This window comes from Altererythrobacter epoxidivorans, assembly GCF_001281485.1.
Classification (GTDB): Bacteria; Pseudomonadota; Alphaproteobacteria; order Sphingomonadales; family Sphingomonadaceae; genus Erythrobacter; species Erythrobacter epoxidivorans.
The window spans coordinates 2,684,859-2,701,519 of sequence record NZ_CP012669.1; the positions used below are offsets into that span (position 1 = coordinate 2,684,859).

The 16,661-nt window shown below is 59.4% G+C and carries 18 protein-coding genes; 8 read left to right on the top strand and 10 right to left on the bottom strand.

Features of this window, described 5'->3' with window-relative positions; all coding sequences use genetic code 11:
- Positions 1-106: 106 nt before the first annotated feature.
- The 6 genes from AMC99_RS13260 to AMC99_RS13285 all read left to right on the top strand — a co-directional run bounded on the left by AMC99_RS13260 (position 107) and on the right by AMC99_RS13285 (position 6,077).
- On the top strand, positions 107-1,294 hold the full coding sequence (locus AMC99_RS13260; RefSeq protein WP_061927260.1) for an aspartate aminotransferase family protein: 1,188 nt from the start codon (positions 107-109) through the stop codon (positions 1,292-1,294).
- A 14-nt stretch (positions 1,295-1,308) separates the two neighbouring features.
- Positions 1,309-2,235, top strand: a complete 927-nt coding sequence (gene argF, locus AMC99_RS13265) for an ornithine carbamoyltransferase (protein WP_198143540.1) — start codon at positions 1,309-1,311, stop codon at positions 2,233-2,235.
- 54 nt (positions 2,236-2,289) lie between these two features.
- Positions 2,290-3,180 carry an Hsp33 family molecular chaperone HslO gene (gene hslO, locus AMC99_RS13270; protein ID WP_061927264.1) on the top strand — a complete coding sequence of 297 codons (891 nt, stop codon included), beginning with the start codon at positions 2,290-2,292 and terminating at the stop codon, positions 3,178-3,180.
- An 81-nt stretch (positions 3,181-3,261) separates the two neighbouring features.
- On the top strand, positions 3,262-3,678 hold the full coding sequence (locus tag AMC99_RS13275) for a hypothetical protein (protein ID WP_061927266.1): 417 nt from the start codon (positions 3,262-3,264) through the stop codon (positions 3,676-3,678).
- Positions 3,679-3,742: 64 nt separating this feature from the next.
- Entirely contained in the window at positions 3,743-4,432 is a 690-nt protein-coding gene (queC, locus tag AMC99_RS13280; RefSeq protein WP_157058333.1) for a 7-cyano-7-deazaguanine synthase QueC, read from the top strand.
- Positions 4,433-4,460: 28 nt separating this feature from the next.
- Positions 4,461-6,077: a spinster family MFS transporter gene (locus tag AMC99_RS13285; RefSeq protein ID WP_061927270.1), complete on the top strand. Its 1,617-nt coding sequence runs from the start codon at positions 4,461-4,463 to the stop codon at positions 6,075-6,077.
- A 27-nt stretch (positions 6,078-6,104) separates the two neighbouring features.
- On the opposite strand, the gene AMC99_RS13290 is transcribed toward AMC99_RS13285, so the two are convergent.
- The 8 genes from AMC99_RS13290 to AMC99_RS13325 all read right to left on the bottom strand — a co-directional run bounded on the left by AMC99_RS13290 (position 6,105) and on the right by AMC99_RS13325 (position 13,707).
- Positions 6,105-6,575 (bottom strand): superoxide dismutase family protein, encoded by a 471-nt coding sequence (locus tag AMC99_RS13290; protein ID WP_198143541.1) that lies wholly within the window; start codon positions 6,573-6,575, stop codon positions 6,105-6,107.
- A 167-nt stretch (positions 6,576-6,742) separates the two neighbouring features.
- Positions 6,743-7,879, bottom strand: a complete 1,137-nt coding sequence (locus AMC99_RS13295) for an OmpA family protein (RefSeq protein ID WP_061927274.1) — start codon at positions 7,877-7,879, stop codon at positions 6,743-6,745.
- A 187-nt stretch (positions 7,880-8,066) separates the two neighbouring features.
- A complete protein-coding gene (locus AMC99_RS13300; protein ID WP_061927276.1) occupies positions 8,067-8,522 on the bottom strand; it encodes a DUF2793 domain-containing protein in 456 nt (151 codons plus the stop codon).
- Between the two features lie 19 nt (positions 8,523-8,541).
- Positions 8,542-10,731, bottom strand: a complete 2,190-nt coding sequence (locus tag AMC99_RS13305; protein WP_061927278.1) for a GTA baseplate fiber-binding domain-containing protein — start codon at positions 10,729-10,731, stop codon at positions 8,542-8,544.
- Position 10,732: 1 nt separating this feature from the next.
- Positions 10,733-11,146 carry a C40 family peptidase gene (locus tag AMC99_RS13310; RefSeq protein WP_061927280.1) on the bottom strand — a complete coding sequence of 138 codons (414 nt, stop codon included), beginning with the start codon at positions 11,144-11,146 and terminating at the stop codon, positions 10,733-10,735.
- Complete coding sequence (locus tag AMC99_RS13315) at positions 11,143-11,892, bottom strand: phage BR0599 family protein (RefSeq protein ID WP_061927282.1); 750 nt, start codon at positions 11,890-11,892, stop codon at positions 11,143-11,145. The genes AMC99_RS13310 and AMC99_RS13315 overlap by 4 nt, the downstream gene beginning before the upstream one ends.
- Positions 11,893-11,909: 17 nt before the next feature.
- Positions 11,910-13,238, bottom strand: coding sequence for a DNA-packaging protein (locus tag AMC99_RS13320; RefSeq protein WP_061927284.1), 1,329 nt, complete (start codon positions 13,236-13,238; stop codon positions 11,910-11,912).
- Positions 13,228-13,707 (bottom strand): hypothetical protein, encoded by a 480-nt coding sequence (locus tag AMC99_RS13325; RefSeq protein ID WP_061927286.1) that lies wholly within the window; start codon positions 13,705-13,707, stop codon positions 13,228-13,230. Before AMC99_RS13325 ends, AMC99_RS13320 begins: the two co-directional genes overlap by 11 nt.
- A 228-nt stretch (positions 13,708-13,935) precedes the next feature.
- Here AMC99_RS13325 and AMC99_RS13330 point away from each other — a divergent pair, with 228 nt between their 5' ends.
- Entirely contained in the window at positions 13,936-14,586 is a 651-nt protein-coding gene (locus tag AMC99_RS13330; RefSeq protein ID WP_232301434.1) for a YqaA family protein, read from the top strand.
- On the opposite strand, the gene AMC99_RS13335 is transcribed toward AMC99_RS13330, so the two are convergent.
- Positions 14,571-15,248 (bottom strand): Crp/Fnr family transcriptional regulator, encoded by a 678-nt coding sequence (locus AMC99_RS13335; RefSeq protein ID WP_083440180.1) that lies wholly within the window; start codon positions 15,246-15,248, stop codon positions 14,571-14,573. The two genes, AMC99_RS13330 and AMC99_RS13335, sit on opposite strands and share 16 nt — an antisense overlap.
- A 49-nt stretch (positions 15,249-15,297) precedes the next feature.
- Here AMC99_RS13335 and AMC99_RS13340 point away from each other — a divergent pair, with 49 nt between their 5' ends.
- Positions 15,298-16,149 carry a sterol desaturase family protein gene (locus AMC99_RS13340; protein ID WP_061927290.1) on the top strand — a complete coding sequence of 284 codons (852 nt, stop codon included), beginning with the start codon at positions 15,298-15,300 and terminating at the stop codon, positions 16,147-16,149.
- A 60-nt stretch (positions 16,150-16,209) separates the two neighbouring features.
- Here the strand turns inward: AMC99_RS13340 and AMC99_RS13345 are convergent, their stop codons facing one another.
- Complete coding sequence (locus AMC99_RS13345; RefSeq protein WP_061927292.1) at positions 16,210-16,641, bottom strand: OsmC family protein; 432 nt, start codon at positions 16,639-16,641, stop codon at positions 16,210-16,212.
- Positions 16,642-16,661 lie beyond the last annotated feature (20 nt).

The window sequence follows — 16,661 nt, forward strand, 5'->3', positions numbered from 1 at the left end:
GCCGGTGTTTGACCGGCGCAAGGCGACAATCTAAACGGCGCGAAGTGGCGGTCCCTAAAGGGGCCGCCATTTCTCGTTTTCGAATTTCGTGAATTACAGGTGCCCTATGTCGATCACTCCCCTGATGCCCGTCTATCCCCGTTGCGGCGTGCGCCCCGTGCGCGGCGAACATTGTCATCTGATCGACGAAGACGGCACCCGCTATCTCGACTTTGCAAGCGGTATCGCAGTCAACCTGCTCGGCCATTCGCATGAAGGGTTGATCGGCGCGATCCAGAAGCAGGCCGCAACGCTAATGCACGTGTCGAACCTTTACGGCAGTCCGCAGGGCGAAAAGCTGGCGCAAGAGCTCGTCGACAAGACTTTTGCCGATACCGTGTTCTTCACAAATTCCGGTGCCGAGGCGGTGGAAACCGCAATCAAGACCGCACGCGCCTATCACCAGCACCAGGGCGATACGACGCGCTATGAACTGATCACCTTCGCCAATGCATTCCACGGGCGCACGATGGCGACGATCAGCGCTTCGAATCAGGAAAAGATGCATCACGGCTTCTCGCCGCTGCTCGCCGGGTTCAAATATGCCGAGTTCGACAATCTTGAATCGGCCAAGGCGCTAATGGGCCCGCATACCGCAGGCTTCCTGGTGGAACCGATCCAGGGCGAAGGGGGCATTCGCCCGGCCTCGGATGAATTCATGCAGGGTTTGCGCAAGCTCGCTGACGAAAACGACCTGATGCTCGTCCTCGACGAAGTGCAGTGCGGCGTTGCCCGTACCGGGACGCTTTATGCCTATGAACAATACGGCATCGAGCCCGATATTCTTGCGACTGCCAAGGGGATTGGCGGCGGCTTCCCGCTCGGCGCATGTCTTGCGACGGAAAAGGCCGCGCGCGGCATGACCTTCGGAACGCATGGTTCGACCTATGGCGGCAATCCGCTCGCCATGGCTGCGGGCAGCGCGGTGATGGAAGCGGTCGCAAACGACGAGTTCCTCGCGTCGGTCCGTGACAAGGGCGAGCGTCTTCGCAGCCGCCTCGAACAGTTCATCGGCAATTATCCGGAACTGTTCGAACTCGTCCGCGGCAAGGGCCTGATGCTCGGTCTCAAGATGAAGGTCGAAAGTCGGCCTTTCTTCGTGCACCTGCGCGACAATCACCAGCTCCTGACGGTTGCGGCAGGCGACAATACGCTCCGCGTCCTACCGCCACTGGTGGTCGGCGATGCCGAGATCGACGAATTCTTTGAAAAGCTTTCGGCAGGCGCTGCAAGCTACGAAGTCCCGGAAAGCTGAGGAAGGCACGGATCATGCGGCACTTCCTCGACCTCTCCGATGCGGGCGGCGATGCAATTGCCGCCATGATCAACGATGCGCAGGATCGCAAGGCTGCGCGCGCAGGCTGGGCCAAGGGCCGACCGGACAGCGACCGACCGCTGGACGGCTGTGTCCTCGCCATGATTTTCGAGAAGAATTCGACCCGCACACGGGTCAGTTTCGATATCGCCATGCGACAACTCGGCGGATCCGCCCTGATTCTCGATAGCGGGACGAGCCAGCTCGGCCGTGGGGAATCGATCGCGGACACTGCCCGCGTACTTAGCCGGATGGTGGATGCGATCATGATCCGCACCGACGACCATGCCAAGGCAGAGGAACTGGCGCGCTATGCCACTGTTCCGGTGATCAACGGACTCACCGATCGCTCGCATCCCTGCCAGATCGTTGCCGATCTTCTGACGATGATCGAGCATGGCAAGGCGCTGCCGGGGCTGGAGGTCGCCTGGTTCGGTGACGGCAACAATGTGCTGCACTCGATACTCGAGGCAGCGACATTGATGAAATTCAACGTCCGCGTGGCGACGCCCGCCGGTTACGCACCCGAAGACGAATTCGTCCAGATGGCGCGCGAGGCCGGGTGCACTGTCACATTGACTCAGGATGCTGTGGCTGCGGCGCGCGATACCGACGTGCTGATCACCGATACCTGGGTATCGATGGGCCAGGATCACGCTCATAACAAGATCGCGGCGATGTCGCCCTATCAGGTGAACGAAGCCCTGATGGCGCATGCCAAGAACGATGCCATCTTCCTGCATTGCCTGCCGGCTCATGTCGGCGACGAGGTAAGCGAAGGGGTTTTCGAGAGCAGCCAGTCCGTCGTGTTCGATGAAGCGGAAAACCGCATCCACGCGCAGAAGTCGGTGCTGTTATGGGCATTCGAGCAGCTTGGATGACCGGGTTGCGGGCAGGGGCTTACCATCGCTCAGGCCCGCCCCCATATAGCCGCCATGACTGAACAAGCCGAAACCTTTGCCGATCAGATTCTCGGCTTCACTTTGCCTGACCGCAGTGCGCGTGGCCGCGCTGTTCGCCTGGAAGGTTTGCTGGACGAAGTCTTGTCGGCCCATGACTATCCTGCCCCGATTACCTTGCTGCTGGCAGAGGCGCTGGTGCTTGGCGCCTTGATGGGCGGCTTGCTGAAGGGCGACAATGCGCAGCTGACGATGCAGGCCCAGACGGAAAACGGACCGGTCAACCTGCTGGTTTGCGATTTCCGCAATGGCCAGATGCGCGGCTATGTCGATTTCGACGCCGACATGCTGGCGGAGTTGGGCGCAAATCCATCGCTCTTCGCCCTCTTCGGCAAAGGCTATCTCGCGATCACTTTCGAGACCGACAAGGGTCGCCGGTATCAGGGCATCGTCCCGCTGGAAGGAGCCTCGCTTGCCGAAGCATGCGAGAATTACTTCGTGCAATCGGAACAGGTGCCGACCCTGCTGCGGGTCGCTGTACGCAATACGGGCGGCAAATGCCGTGCGGGCGGCATTCTGCTGCAGCACCTTCCGGAAGGCGAGGAAGGTCGCGAACGCCTGCACGTGAAATTGGACGATCCGGACTGGGAACATGTCGAGACCCTGGGCTCGACCATCAGTCATGACGAGCTTTCCGATAGCGCGCTTTCCATGGAAGCGATCGTCTGGCGTCTCTTCCACGAAGAGGACGAAATCCGGGTCAACAAGGGTTTGATGCTGAGCAAGGGCTGTCGTTGCAGTATAGAGCATTACGAGCAGGTCATTGCGCGCTTCCCCGAGGAAGATCAGGAAGCCATGAAGAACGACGAAGGAAAAATCGTCGTCGACTGTGCCTTTTGCTCGAAGGAATTCATCCTTACGGCGTAAACGGTTCGTCGCTATTAAGGAGCGGTTTATCGCCGATGTGCTAATAGCATGCCGTTGGGACACATTATGCAGGAGCGGAGAATGAAAGCATGGCGGTTCTATTTGCCGACGCTTTTTGCGGCTGCTCTTGGTGTGTCCGCAACCTTGATTTCATCAGGAGCAACCGCGCAAGCTGGCAGTCTCGGGATGCTGGCCAATCTCGCGAAGGGTGAATGGACCCTCAAGTCTCGCGATGGATCGCTCGATCGCAAGATCTGCGTCAGAACCGGGATGGAACTGATCCAGCTGCGTCACCGTGAACAAAACTGTTCGCGCTTCATCGTCGAGGATGAGGCCCAGGAAGTCGTCGTGCAGTACACGTGTCCTGGCAATGGATACGGACGGACGAAGATCAGGCAGGAGACGCCTTCCTTGCTACAGGTCCAGACGCAAGGAATCGTCGAAGGATTGCCGTTCCAGGCGAATGCAGAAGCGCGGCGCACCGGCACTTGCCGATGAATCGATATGCGTCGGAAAAGGCGCATATTGAAACATTGGCGAATGGCGCTAGGTCCTGCGCGATATGACGCAGGGTAAATCAGAAAACATGCAGGCTGTCGTGCTGCTTTCAGGCGGCCTCGATTCCATGGTATCGGCCGCTATCGCGAAGGAACGCGGCTACACCGTGCACGCTTTGACAGTCGATTATGGGCAGCGTCATCGTCGGGAGCTCGATGCAGCGAGGGAGATCGCAAATCGGCTCGAACTTGCTTCGCACCGCGAAATCAAACTCGATCTGAGCGCTTTTGGGGGTTCGGCACTAACCGCTGACATTCCAGTGCCGAAGGGCGGCGTCGGCGAGGACATACCGGTCACCTACGTACCGGCCCGCAATTTGGTCTTTCTTTCCCTGACGGTCGCCTGCGCTGAAGCAAGCGACGCTGCGAATATCTTCATCGGGGTGAACGCGCTCGATTATTCGGGTTACCCCGACTGTCGGCCGGAATTCATAGAAAGCTTCGCCGAAACGGCCAGACTGGGCACCAAGGCAGGTGTCGAAGGTCGTCCCTTCCAGATCCATGCCCCGCTGCAATATATGTCGAAAGCCGATATTGCCCGGGAATGCGACAGGCTTGGGCTCGAGCCGGCTTGGAGTTGGTCCTGCTATGATCCGGAACCCGACGGCAGGGCATGCGGCAAGTGCGATTCCTGCCGATTGCGACAGAAAGGTTTCGAAGAGGCTGGAATTACGGATAATACCAGCTACGCTTGACGCAAAGCGTTGAGAGGAAATTCATAACATGAGCGATCAGGTCGGCGAGCACGTCGAAGCGTCCGAAGTGCGTCCGCAAGCCGAGCAACCGGTTCCGGCATACAGTTGGTATGCGCTGGGCGTGCTCGTTCTTATCTATGTATTGAACTTCATCGATCGTCAGATTCTCTCGATCCTGGCCAACGACATCAAGGCAGATCTGGGCGTCGATGATGCCTATCTGGGATTTCTTTACGGAACGGCCTTCGCGATTTTCTACGCATTGTTCGGCATCCCTTTGGGGCGCCTCGCGGACAGTTGGAAGCGTGTCAGGCTGATGACGATCGGTCTCGCCCTGTGGTCTGCAATGACGGCGTTTTCGGGCCTGGCGAAGAACGCAACGACTTTGACCGCTGCCCGTATCGGCGTCGGCGTAGGCGAGGCTACAGCCAGCCCATCCGCCTATTCCCTTATTTCCGACTGGTTTCCAGCGCGGCTGAGGGCAACGGCGCTCGCGATCTACAGTTCGGGCCTTTATATCGGCGGCGGTATTTCACTGCTCATCGGCGGGATGATCGTCGACGGCTGGAATAACGCCTATCCGGACGGTGGACCTTTCGACCTCGCCGGGTGGCAAGTTGCATTCATTGCCGTCGGTTTACCGGGTCTGCTCCTGGCGCTCTGGGTCATGACATTGAAAGAGCCGAAGCGCGGAGCGATCGATGGCCTCGAATCGCCGGAGGATCCTGCGCCGTTCAAAGGCTTCGTGGCGGAACTGTTCACGGTAATCCCGCCATTTACTCTGGTCGGCGCGGCGCGGCGCGGAGCAGGGGCCCTCGCAATCAACATCTTCGTTTTCGTGTTTTTCATGACGCTCGCCGTGTTGTTGACGGACTGGCTCGACTCCGGCGAAGGAATGTTGATCTCTGCAATTACCGACCAATGGCTTCTTCTCGCCATCGGCTATTACGCTGTTTTCTGTTGGGCGACTTCGCTGAGGGAGCGGGATCCCGCGACGTTCAGCCTCACCTGGGGATCGCCTGCTTTCCTCAGCACGATCCTTGGGTACGGAAGCGTAGCCTTTATGGCCTATGCAAGTGCCTATTGGACGGCCCCCTACGCAGAGCGTGTGTTCGAAATCGACAAGGGTAGCTTGGGCTTCTGGATTGGCGGGCCAAGTGCGGTCGCCGGTTTTCTCGGAGTGACGATTGGCGGACGGGTTGCTGACATCCTGTTCGAGAAGCACCCGGCTGGTCGATTGTTCGTGCTGCTCTTTGGTCTGGTTTCGCCAATTCCGGTCGCCATCTGGCTCTTTACCACCAATGATCTGACCACATTCTTCATCCTGGCGTTCTTTGCGCAATTGCTGACGTCGTCCGCCTTGGGCGCAGCTGCAGCTACCAGTCAGGCGCTGGTCCTTCCGCGAATGAGGGGGACGGCCACAGCGACGTTTTTCCTCGCGACAACGCTCGTTGGCCTCGCGCTGGGGCCCTATCTTGCAGGATATGTTTCAGCGACAAACGATGGCGATTTGTCGAAAGGCGTTCTCTCGACTCTATGGATTGCACCGATCGGTTTGATCCTGGTGTTGGCGTCGATCAAACTTGTGCCGGCTGCAAGTGCATCGCTGATCGAGCGAGCTAGACAGGCTGGAGAGCCTGTCTAGTCCTCGCGACGAAGGGACGACTTCCCTTTACTGGAGTTTTTCTAGCACTCCGCAAGCGATGCGCGGACCCGCGGCACCAGCAGGATCGCTCCTGTAATCGTCGGGATCTGCGTGGAGCATCATGGCGGTGCCATCTGCGTCGAATAACAGCTCGCTTAATTCAGCGGAGCCAATGTCGAGTGCAAACTCACCTGAGCCCCGGCCGTCTGCACCGACGGTCACGTTGGGCATATCGCCGAGATGTTTCCCCTTCGGATTATCTTGGCCATGCTCTCTCGCGTAAGGATTCAAATGGCCACCGGCGCTTGAGAACGCAGGGGCTTCGCATTTTCCAGCGGAGTGAAGATGCCACGCATGGATGCCTGGCTTTAGATTGGCGAATGTCAGTCGGACGGTGGGCTTGCCGTTCATACTGATAATGTCTGCTGTGCCAATTGTCGTGCCGTTTTGATCAGCCAGCTGGGCGATAGCCAAAGGCGCGCCTCTCTTTTCATCCATGGCAGTGCCTTGGAATGAGGCCTGGGCACATGATGCAAGGCTGATTGCCAACGCCGGGGCGACTGCGGATCGGAATATGTTCATGGGACTACTCTTGAGATCTATCGAGACAAAAAAAGGGGCCGGATCTCTCCGGCCCCTTCTTAATTTCGCAAAATCGCGAGAGCTTACATGCCCGAGCCCGGACCGTAAGTGATCTCAACGCGACGGTTCTGCAGTTCGCGAACACCGTCTGCGGTCGGAACGCGCGGCTGCGATTCACCGAATGCTTCGCTGGCAATGCGTGCATCGGGGATGCCGCGGCCAGTGAGGTAATCGCGAACCGATTCGTTACGACGCTCGGACAGGCCGACGTTATAAGTAACGGTACCCGAACGGTCAGCGTGACCGGCAAGCATGATGCTTGCAGTGCCGCAATCGGCATATGCACTAACGGCATTGTCGAGAATCGTCGCTGCTTCCGGAGTGATATCCGACTCATCCCAGTTGAAGAACACGATGTAAGGACCCGTGTTGCAGACCGGAGCCGGCGGAGGCGGCGGCGGAGGCGGAGGAGGCGGCGGCGGCGGCGGAGGCGGCGGCGGCGGCGGAGGCGGCGGAGCTTCGGCGCCACCGAAGTTGTAGATGAACGAGCCAAGCAGCGAGTGCGAGCGGACGTCCGTATTGAACTCAGCACCCGAAGCATCGACGATGTCGACGTCAAGGGCGTTGAAGAAACGATACTTGAGGCCGGCGTCCCAACGGTCGGTCAGCGGAGCGCGAACAGCTGCGAGAGCCTGCCAAGCGAAACCGGTGTCCGAATCGTCGAAAGTGCCAGGGCCGCTGGCATCAACAGTCGCTTCGATGCTGGTACGAGCAACGCCGACACCACCACCGAACGAAGCCTGGATGCCGTCGTCGTCGCCGAAGTCGATCAAGCCGTTCAGCATGAAGCTGAGAATGTTGGTTTCGCCGATCGCGTCGAACTCGCCGTTCTGCGCACGCAGGCGATTGCCCGGCTCAACAGCGAAGTTGCCGATGAGACCAAGCGGGCCAGCAGTCATGGTATCGAGGTCAGCAGCGCGGTAGCTACCTTCCGCCTCGATACGGAAACCACCGAAGTCGTAACCAACAACGCCACCGAAATCGAAGCCAGTGTCGTAATCGGCAGACGAATCACTTTTTACGCCAGCAACATCGTAGTTGTTGTCTTCGACGAGCATAGGCCCGCCATCAACACCGATATACCATGAATCATCGCGAGCAATCGCCGGTGCCGAGAGCACCGTCGAGGCCATCGCCATCCCTATGACGAGTTTCCGCATTATATTATTCCCCTTCTTAGCGAACTGGAGTCACCGCCAAGTATCTAACTTTTCAACTGGACGGTGGCAAGCAGGCATTCTGCCCAAACTGTTGCAAATTAGCCTCTATTGCTGGCAGATTTCCCGAAAGAAGGCTGCCTCATGCAACCTTGAACCCGCTAAACGCCCCAAAATGATGAAAGTTCCGCTAATTGCGCGGAAATATTCCGCTATTTCGAAGGGCATCGATTATTGCATCGATTGACGCTCGGGCTTCGATGTCGACAGTCTCCCCGCCAGAGGGTGAGGCTGGTTCCGAAGATGTCTGCCAGCCCTGAAAGCAGTAGAGATATTGCCCGGTTTGCTCATTGAGCACCTGCATTCCTGGATGGGGTGAGTAGAACTGCCAGGCGCTGCCAATGCAAACAGCCACTCTATCGACCTGTCCTGCCCACACGCCAGATGCCTCTGACGAAACGAGCCACGCCTCACCTTCGTATGGCTCTGGTGGAGGGTTGGCGGACACACCGGCAACCGCGAGGCTCAACAGGGAGTCGATCCTGGCGAATGCTTCGTTGACCGTGACTTCTTTTTGCGCCTGTCCGGGGATCAAAAACGGAAGTTGCCATTTCGTTGTAGCTTGATTCAAATCGATTTCTGCCATGGCGGCCTCCGTTGGCTAGTTATGCGAATGTGGCGAGAATAGCTGGATGCGAGTGGGAGTAAGTTCCAACCTGGCAAACCCATAGCGATTGCCCGGGATAGCCTGCGCTGAGCGCATCGAGTTCCGATTTGGAAAATGAAATATGGGGTTTTTCGATTTCCCAGACCCTTAGCGGGTCGAATTTACTTCCAACACCCACAAGATATACTTCACGCTCTTCTACGAGCGCTGTATCGACGAAATCGGTCCATTGCCATTGGCCGCGGGCTCGTCGTTTCCAGCTGAAAGTGACATCTCCTCCAACTGCTTCGGTTCTTTGCAGATGGACAGGCGCGAGCGGGCGACGAGATTGGCCGAACATTTCAATGTCAGCGAGCACCGGCTGCTCATCACCAAACCCGATTGCGGCAAGTCTGGTTTCAGCGGAGTAGGGAATTGATGCGCCATCGAGACGCTGCAGTACTTCGTCGAGCAGGACGAATGCAGTTCCAGGCGGATGACCGGCCAATGCACTCGTTTCCGTGCCCCCTCTGCCCCTGAGTAGGCCCTTCAGATCCCAGCTCAGTAGGCCAGTTTGTTCGGCGCCAAGAAATTGGATGACCTCGTCTCCGACAAGTGCCCTGTTCTCACCCTGCAAAAGGCCAACCATCGTCGTACTGCGAATATTGAAGTCTGCCGCTTCGACTTGCAGCTCTATCGTCGCCTCCCTTTCGAAAAGTATCGATGGCGAAGGGGGCAGGGAATCCTGGATCGAACCCTGTACCACCCGCTCGGCGGTCCCCACGCCAATCGGGATCAGGCCGCCGTTAAATTCATAATAAAGGTTCGCTCCCGACCATTCCTCACCTGACGAAAGGGCGGCGAACAGCTGGCGATCGTCGCTTGATCCCGAGCCATCCCAAGGAAGCTCGAGAAAACGCAGCTTTGTTGGCAGTGGGTGAAGGTCTGACGGGGGCTTCAAATCGCCTTTGTGAGCGTCAATTTCGCGAGGGGCATTGGGCAGCACTCTTTCGAGCGAGAGGTCCACGCCTTGCTCAGACCAATCCCATTCTTTGACCAGCCAGTTCCCCGCCCTGTCGGGAAGGGACACCACCTTTCCCGGGAGAATGTCGGTATCGACGTCGCAAATGGGCCAAGTGAGCAATTCGTTCCGCCACTTCGCCTGCTGCACCATATGGTTGCAGAGACTACGGGCTGTCGAAGCTTCGAGAGCTGCCGGCAGTTCGATTGCTGCGTCAGAATGATCGGTCGACTGCCCGAGTGCTCTCTGAACTCCAGGTTGGTAGTCGCGCCCGACATCGTAATAGCGCAGCGCTCTTGGAACAGCGCGTGACGAGTTAGAGCGGGTTTGAACCACCTCCTCGCTCTGCCCCTCTCCTGAAGCCTGCGCTGGTGCGCGCCGCGCCGCATCGAGTTGCACCAGTCTGCTCTGTCCAGCCAATGAAGAAGCTATCTTTGCCGATGTCCCGGACAGACCGAAATTTAGCGGGAACACCTCAGAGATTTGCGACAGCGAAGTCGATATCGGACCGCCCTCATCCGAGTAGCCAACCATACCACTCAGGACGCCATTTCTATCGGAACCAATGGAGTCTGGCACGAGGTCCGAAATCATCACTTCGCGCGCAGCGTCCGCAATGACCTCGAAATTGAGCGCAGGAATGCGGTTGCCAAAGTCGCCGAGCGAAAGGTCTTCAAATACGACATAGGCGCAGTCGCGAAAGGCGGGACACTTGCTTTCTGCCGAGGCGATCAATGGATCAGCCTGCTGGTCGCGATGTCCACTATGGAAACGCATTATTCCGGGTGATTTCAGGTCTCCCGCTGCGCCTCGCAAAAGTTTGCCATCGGCCCATATCCTGCCGATCGAATGGATCGGCCTGCTGCTGATCGCGACTGCAAACGAAACGGAATAGCTGTATGACGTCGACTTGGGCTTACCCTTGCCGCCCCCGCTGGTCTCTCGCTGTTCCTTTAGATCGGTCGCCCAGATAATGGTCCCTGCAGTTCTTACCTTGCCGAAGTGCCGTGCGATCGGATGACCGAAGCTGGAGGTCGTGACCGACAGATCCTTGAGCCGCGGGCCATGGATTTTCTTCGGACCAAGGCCGATCGCACTGTCGATCTGTTGTCCTGCGATTGAACCCAGGGCCCCACCGATAGGACCACCAAGGATTGATCCGACGGCGGTTAGTACGAGCGTTGCCATATCAATCCTCGATCTTCGGTTGAAGTCGCCAATGCTTGGCGACCGGCCACTGCAGCGGGGCGGTGGCGATCGCCACTTTCCCGAGACCGGCATGAGCGTGGACGAAGGCCCCGCCACCTGTTGCAATCAGGATGTGAAATTGAGCTGGGGCAGCAACGACGAGCAGTATGTCGCCCGCCTCGCTCTCACCCGCGACCTCGGTCAACCCGAAGGATCGGGCGCTGCCGAACCACTCGCGCACGGAAAGATTCTTCAGGCGATAATCAGAAGGTACGTTCCCTTCGCGGCCGGCAGCCTCAAGGCAGTGTGCTGCCAGACCGACACAATCGAGCCCATATCGCGGGTCGCGCCCATGCAGTCGGAACGGGACGCCGATTAGCGACTTCGCCTCTTCGGCGATTTTCGCTGCGGTCATTTCGGTGTCGGGTATCGGGTGAGGAGATCATTTCCCGGAAGGAAAGGCTCACCACGGAAATTCGCAGCATTGTCAAAGCGATTTCCGCAGGTCGCAAGAAGGTGATCGCATCCCTCGATGATCAGAGCTTTCATGCCAGGCTTCGTTTCGGCAGCAATCGCCTTGTCCAGCAGGAACCCCTCTTCCGATACGCCGATGATGTTGAAGGACAGACCAGTTTGAGGCCCCTCGGTAAATCGCACCATTCCGTCGAGAAACAAGGCTGGGTCATCGACCGAAAAATCCACCACATTGCTGTCCAGATCTACCAAATCCAGCTCGAGGAAATGCTCGAAAAAGCGGCTCGATAGGCCGCATTGTTCTCCGCAGAAGCGGGCGCGACAAGTAGGGCTGGTCAATGGCACGAAACTTCGTTCGAGATTGGCCTTGGCAGATTGCAATTGCGCGGCAAGTGTCTCGATCAACGGCTGACCTGCGCTTGTCGCGGTAACCAGCTTTTCGAGCCGCTCATCCCCGCTCGCCAGCGGCGCACCGGCAATGCCCTCGGCAACGATCCTGACGGCGCGCTGGGCGATGGGATTGGCGAGGTAGCCCTGCCGCACCGCCTCTGCATATTCGAAGCCGCGGCCGAAGCCGTGATTACTGCCGAGCGCCAGCGCCCACGGCGACACGAAGCCGCGCGACAGCGGCACGCGGCCATCCCCGCCTCCCTTGAAAGAGGAGGCAAGCGTTCCGAGAAATGACATCGGGTTTCCTTTTCAGTTCAGACTGTGCGCACACGCGGCCCGCCGCGCCTGCCGAGCATCAGTTCGGTCAGCGCCCAGACAAGCGCATCGGCCCGGTCGGGGCTGCGGCCCGGACCTTCGTAGGTTCCGCCGGCCATCAGTCCGCATAGCTGGTCTTCCAATTGCGGAAACGGACCGCAATGGCGCACGCGGCCGGCTTCGTAGAGGGCGGCGACGGGTTCTGCCCGCGCCACCTTCCCTCGAGAAGCATGGACTAGCCGCACGGGCAGGGCGATGTCGGCTGCCCGCAGAACGCTGGCGACCATGTCGCCGCCCTGGTTCGCCTCTGCGACAATGCGATCCGCATTCCACCGGTCAGACGCATTGGCGACGGCGCGGGCCCACCGTTCCGGCGAGGCATTCTCGATCGAACAATCGGCCAAAAGCGATGCATTGCCGTCGGCGCCGAGCGCCGCCACTACGATCCCGCAGGCATCGCCTTTCGACGAAGCGGGCGGATCGACCGCAACCACGATCCGCACCGGATCGGCGGCCGGGTCAGTGATCCGACAACGTTCGAGCAGCGCCCTGTTCCACAATGCACCCTCGATATCTGCGACCAGCTCGCCGTGAAGTTCCTGCCTTGCGAGCTGCGAGTTCCCGAATTCGGCCTCAACCGCCTCGATAAAGGTGCGTGGCAGGTTTGCCGTGTTTTCGTAGGTCGCCCCCGTGGTGACCACCGTGCTCTCTGCAAGCCGCGCATCGAGCAGGCGCCGCACCAGCGCGACATGGCGCGGGGTTGTCGTGGCGACGACCTGCTGACGCTCGCCAAGCCGCAAACCGAGCAGAAGATTATCCCAACTCTGCGTCGCCCGCTCGTGACCGATCGGCCATTTCCCGATCTCGTCGCACCAGGCATGCGAATGTTGCGGGCCTCGCAGGCTGTCGGGCTCGGCTGCCGAATACAGGAACGCCTGCGCGCCGCTGGGAAAGCGCAGGCGCCGCAGGGAAGGTTCGAACACCGGCATCGATTCCGGCGCGCAGCAGGCGAGGATCCCGCTTTCGCCTTCGACCATGACGGCGCGCGCCTCTGCGAGCGAACCCGAAACCAGGGCGATACGGGCGGCGGGATCGTGTTCCGCAATCGTGCGGACCCATTCGGCCCCGGTGCGTGTCTTGCCGAAGCCGCGACCGGCCATGACCAGCCAGTAGCGCCAGTTGCCGGCTGGCGGCAGTTGTTCGGGCCGGGCGAAGAAGGGCCAGTGATAGCCGAACGCCGCCTTCTCGCTTTCGCTGAGCCAGTCGGTCAGCCTCTGGAGGTGCTTCTCGCTGGCTTCGGCAAGCCAGTCGCGCTGGTCAGGATCCACGAGCTTCCTTCGCGGCTTTTTCCTTCAGCACTTTCATCCTGATTTCCTCGACCTTCCGGTCGATCGAGGCGCGAATTTCTGCCGCGCTGACGTTGCGTTGTTCGGCCTGAACCCTTGCGGCATTGTCGCGGTGTGCGGTCAGCAGGCGGATGGCATTGGCGAAATCGTATTTTTCGCCATTAGCCGTCTGCAGGTCACCTTCGCGAAGACGGCGCAACACCTCGAATTCGAGATGGACGTAACCTTCCCACAGGGCGCGCATCCAGGAACGCGCAAAATCGGCTTCTTCCCGGCGAACCTTGTAGGCGCGGGCCGGGTTGATCCCGGCGCGCCGCGCGGCCTCGCTGACATTGGACGTCTCGGCGAGGCAGTCGAGAAAGTCGGCGCGCCAGTGGCGGTTCAGCGATGCCTTCTCGCCCGATTTGAGCGACGGCCTGATCTTGGTGCGCTTCGTACGTTTGCTGGGCATTGGTTGACTCCCGCGCTCGTAGGCAAAAACAAGAAGGGCGGCCGTTCCGAAGACTGGAAACGGCCGCCCTGCTGGCGAATCACACTATCGCGATGTTCCTGTTATGTACCCAAAGAGCGTGACGATGTCAATCAAAAAGTGCCAAATGGGTTATTTTACTGCCAGCTTGTGCCGGGACTCGCTCTCGCTTAAGTCCGCTCGTCGACGGGAAAAGGATTGATCCGCAACATGATGAAGCTGCTGCGCGGCCTGTACGAATGGACGATGGACAAGGCGGCGCATCCCCATGCGCAGGGCTGGCTTGCATTCTTCTGCTTTGTCGAAGCGAGCTTCTTCCCGATCCCGCCGCACCCCTTGCTCGGTTTGATGTGCCTTGCCGAACCGAAAAAGGCTGTCCGTTTCGCGGCAATCGCAACCCTCGCGTCGGTGGCGGGGGCCATGTTCGGCTATGCGATCGGATACGGTCTATACGATACGGTCGGCGAACCGCTGCTTGGCCTGCTTGGCCTGAGCGAGAGTTTCCCGGTCGCCGCCTGTTACCTGCGTGAATACGACGTCGAAGCGATCCTGATCGCCGGGGCTACGCCGGTTCCGTTCAAGCTGCTGACCATTACCGCCGGCTTCATCGAGATGGCATTCGTCCCCTTCGTGCTGGCCAGCCTGGCTGCGCGCGCACTGATCTTCATGACGGTGGGGATCCTGTTCCGGGTCTTCGGCGCGCCGATCAAGCGTGTGATCGACGAATATCTCGGCTGGGTCACGACCGCGTTCGTCGTGCTGGTCGTCGGCGGTTTCCTTGTCCTCACACAGCTTTCGGGAAGCGACGAGCAAGTGAAGGACAAGTGCGAAGCAGCAACGAGCGTTCAGGCAAGCGAATAGGCGCGCAGCTTCTCGACACTCGGGATATCCAGCGCGCCATAGCTGCGCCTGACCAGGCCGGCCTGTTCCAGAACCCGCAATGCGGCATTGGCCGTTGCCCGCGTCACGCCGAGAAGTTCGGCCAGTTCCTGCTGCGTCACGACGACACGTGATCCCGTGCCAGCCATGTTTGCCAGCAGTCCCGCCATCCGCGCCGGATTGGAACCGCGTCGAAACCCCGCGAGCAGCGATAGCGTGTCCTGCAGCTGGTGAGAGAGGGCACCGAGCAATGCGCGCATCGACTCCGGATATTCGGGTAAGAGCCGCAAGAACGGTTCGCCTGCGATAAATCGAAGCTGGCTTGGCCCGCGCGACAACCCGTCAACGATACGCGGCGTGTCGGCAAAGAGCGCAAGCTCTCCGTATGAATCACCGGGGCCGAGCAGGGCCACGGCGCGAAACTCCCCACCGTGCAAATGCTGCCCAACGCGCACCGTACCTTCTTCGATCAGCCAGAAGCCATCGGCCATGTCTCCTCGATACTGGATGAACTGGCCGTCGCCGAAGCTTCGCAGCGGACTCTGATCCCGAAGGCGGGTTTGCAAGGCAGGTTCGAGCGCCGAGAACAGCAATGGCGTCTCGAGGGAGCGATTGAATTCGCTGGAATGTAAAGATTTGGACATTCTTGCTTGGCTCTACCGGTTATTGATGGTCGTAACAAGGGAGAGAACCATGCCCAATTCGACGATCGCCGTGCTTTCGGTTTACCTGTTCTTCGCGCTGCTGGAGCTCTGGCGGACGAACCTGTTCGGCAAAGGTGAGCAGACCCGCGACGACGGCATCGTGGAGGCGGTGAGCATGGTCATGCTGATCGGCATTACCCAACCCGCCATCGTCTTCGCCTCTGCAGCTGTAATGGGCCTGATCGCGCCGGGGCTCGAAGGCGCCCTGGCCGACATCAATGTGTTCGCTGCCATTGGGCTCTTCCTGGTGGTGGACGACATGACGCAATATTGGTGGCACCGGGCAAGCCACACCTTCCCGTGGCTCTACAATCTCCACCGCGCACATCACAACGCCAAGTACATGAGCGTCCGCCTCGTCTATCGGAACAACATCATCTACTACGCGATGATGCCCGGCCTGTGGTTCGCAGGCGTGCTGCTCTACATGGGCCTCGGCTGGGTCTATGCCGGTTATCTGGTGGTGAAGATGGCGGTGATCATCGGCGCGCATTCCGATGTCGCATGGGACAAGCCGCTTTATCGGATCGGCTGGCTTTCGCCTGTGATGTGGGTGGTGGAGCGCACCATCTCGACGCCGGCCACCCATCACGCACACCATGGTCGTCACGCGGACGACCCGGGTACCCATTACAAGGGCAACTACGGGAACCTGCTGTTCTTCTGGGATGTCCTGTTCGGCACCGCGAAAATTACGCGCACCTATCCGGAGAGCTACGGCGTCGAGAATCTCGCTCCGGCATCGCTCGGTCAGCAGCTGCTCTGGCCGATTTTTCCCGAGCAAAAAGACGCAGACCTGAATCCAGTTGGAGAGGAGGCTGCTGCCCCCAACGCCGCCTGAGGCAAAGGGAGCAAAGCCTTGGCGGTCGGAGTGTCAATCGGCACTCCGACCGCAATTCATTCAGCCCGCGAATTTTGTGTCGAGGGTGATTTCAGCGTTCAACAGCCGCGAGATCGGGCAGTTCGCCTTGGCATCGGCGGCGAGCTCCTCGAATTTGGCCTGGTCGAGACCGGGAACCTTACCCTTTGTCGATAGAGCGGACTTTGTGACGGTGAAGCCGGCGTCGGTCTTCTCAAGAGTGACCTCCGCGCTGGTCACGACCGACCCGTCGGTATGGCCGGCTTCGGCAAGCTTGAACGAAAGCGCCATGGTGAAGCAGCTGGCATGCGCGGCCGCGATCAACTCTTCGGGATTGGTGCCAGGCTCGTCTTCGAAGCGCGTCTGGAAGCCGTAGGGTTGCGCAGCGAGCGCACCCGATCCGGTCGAGACATGTCCCTTGCCGCCCTTGCCCAGGCCTTCGTACGTCGCGCTGCCGTGATTGGTGATTTTCATTGCCAGTATTCTCCTTTTGC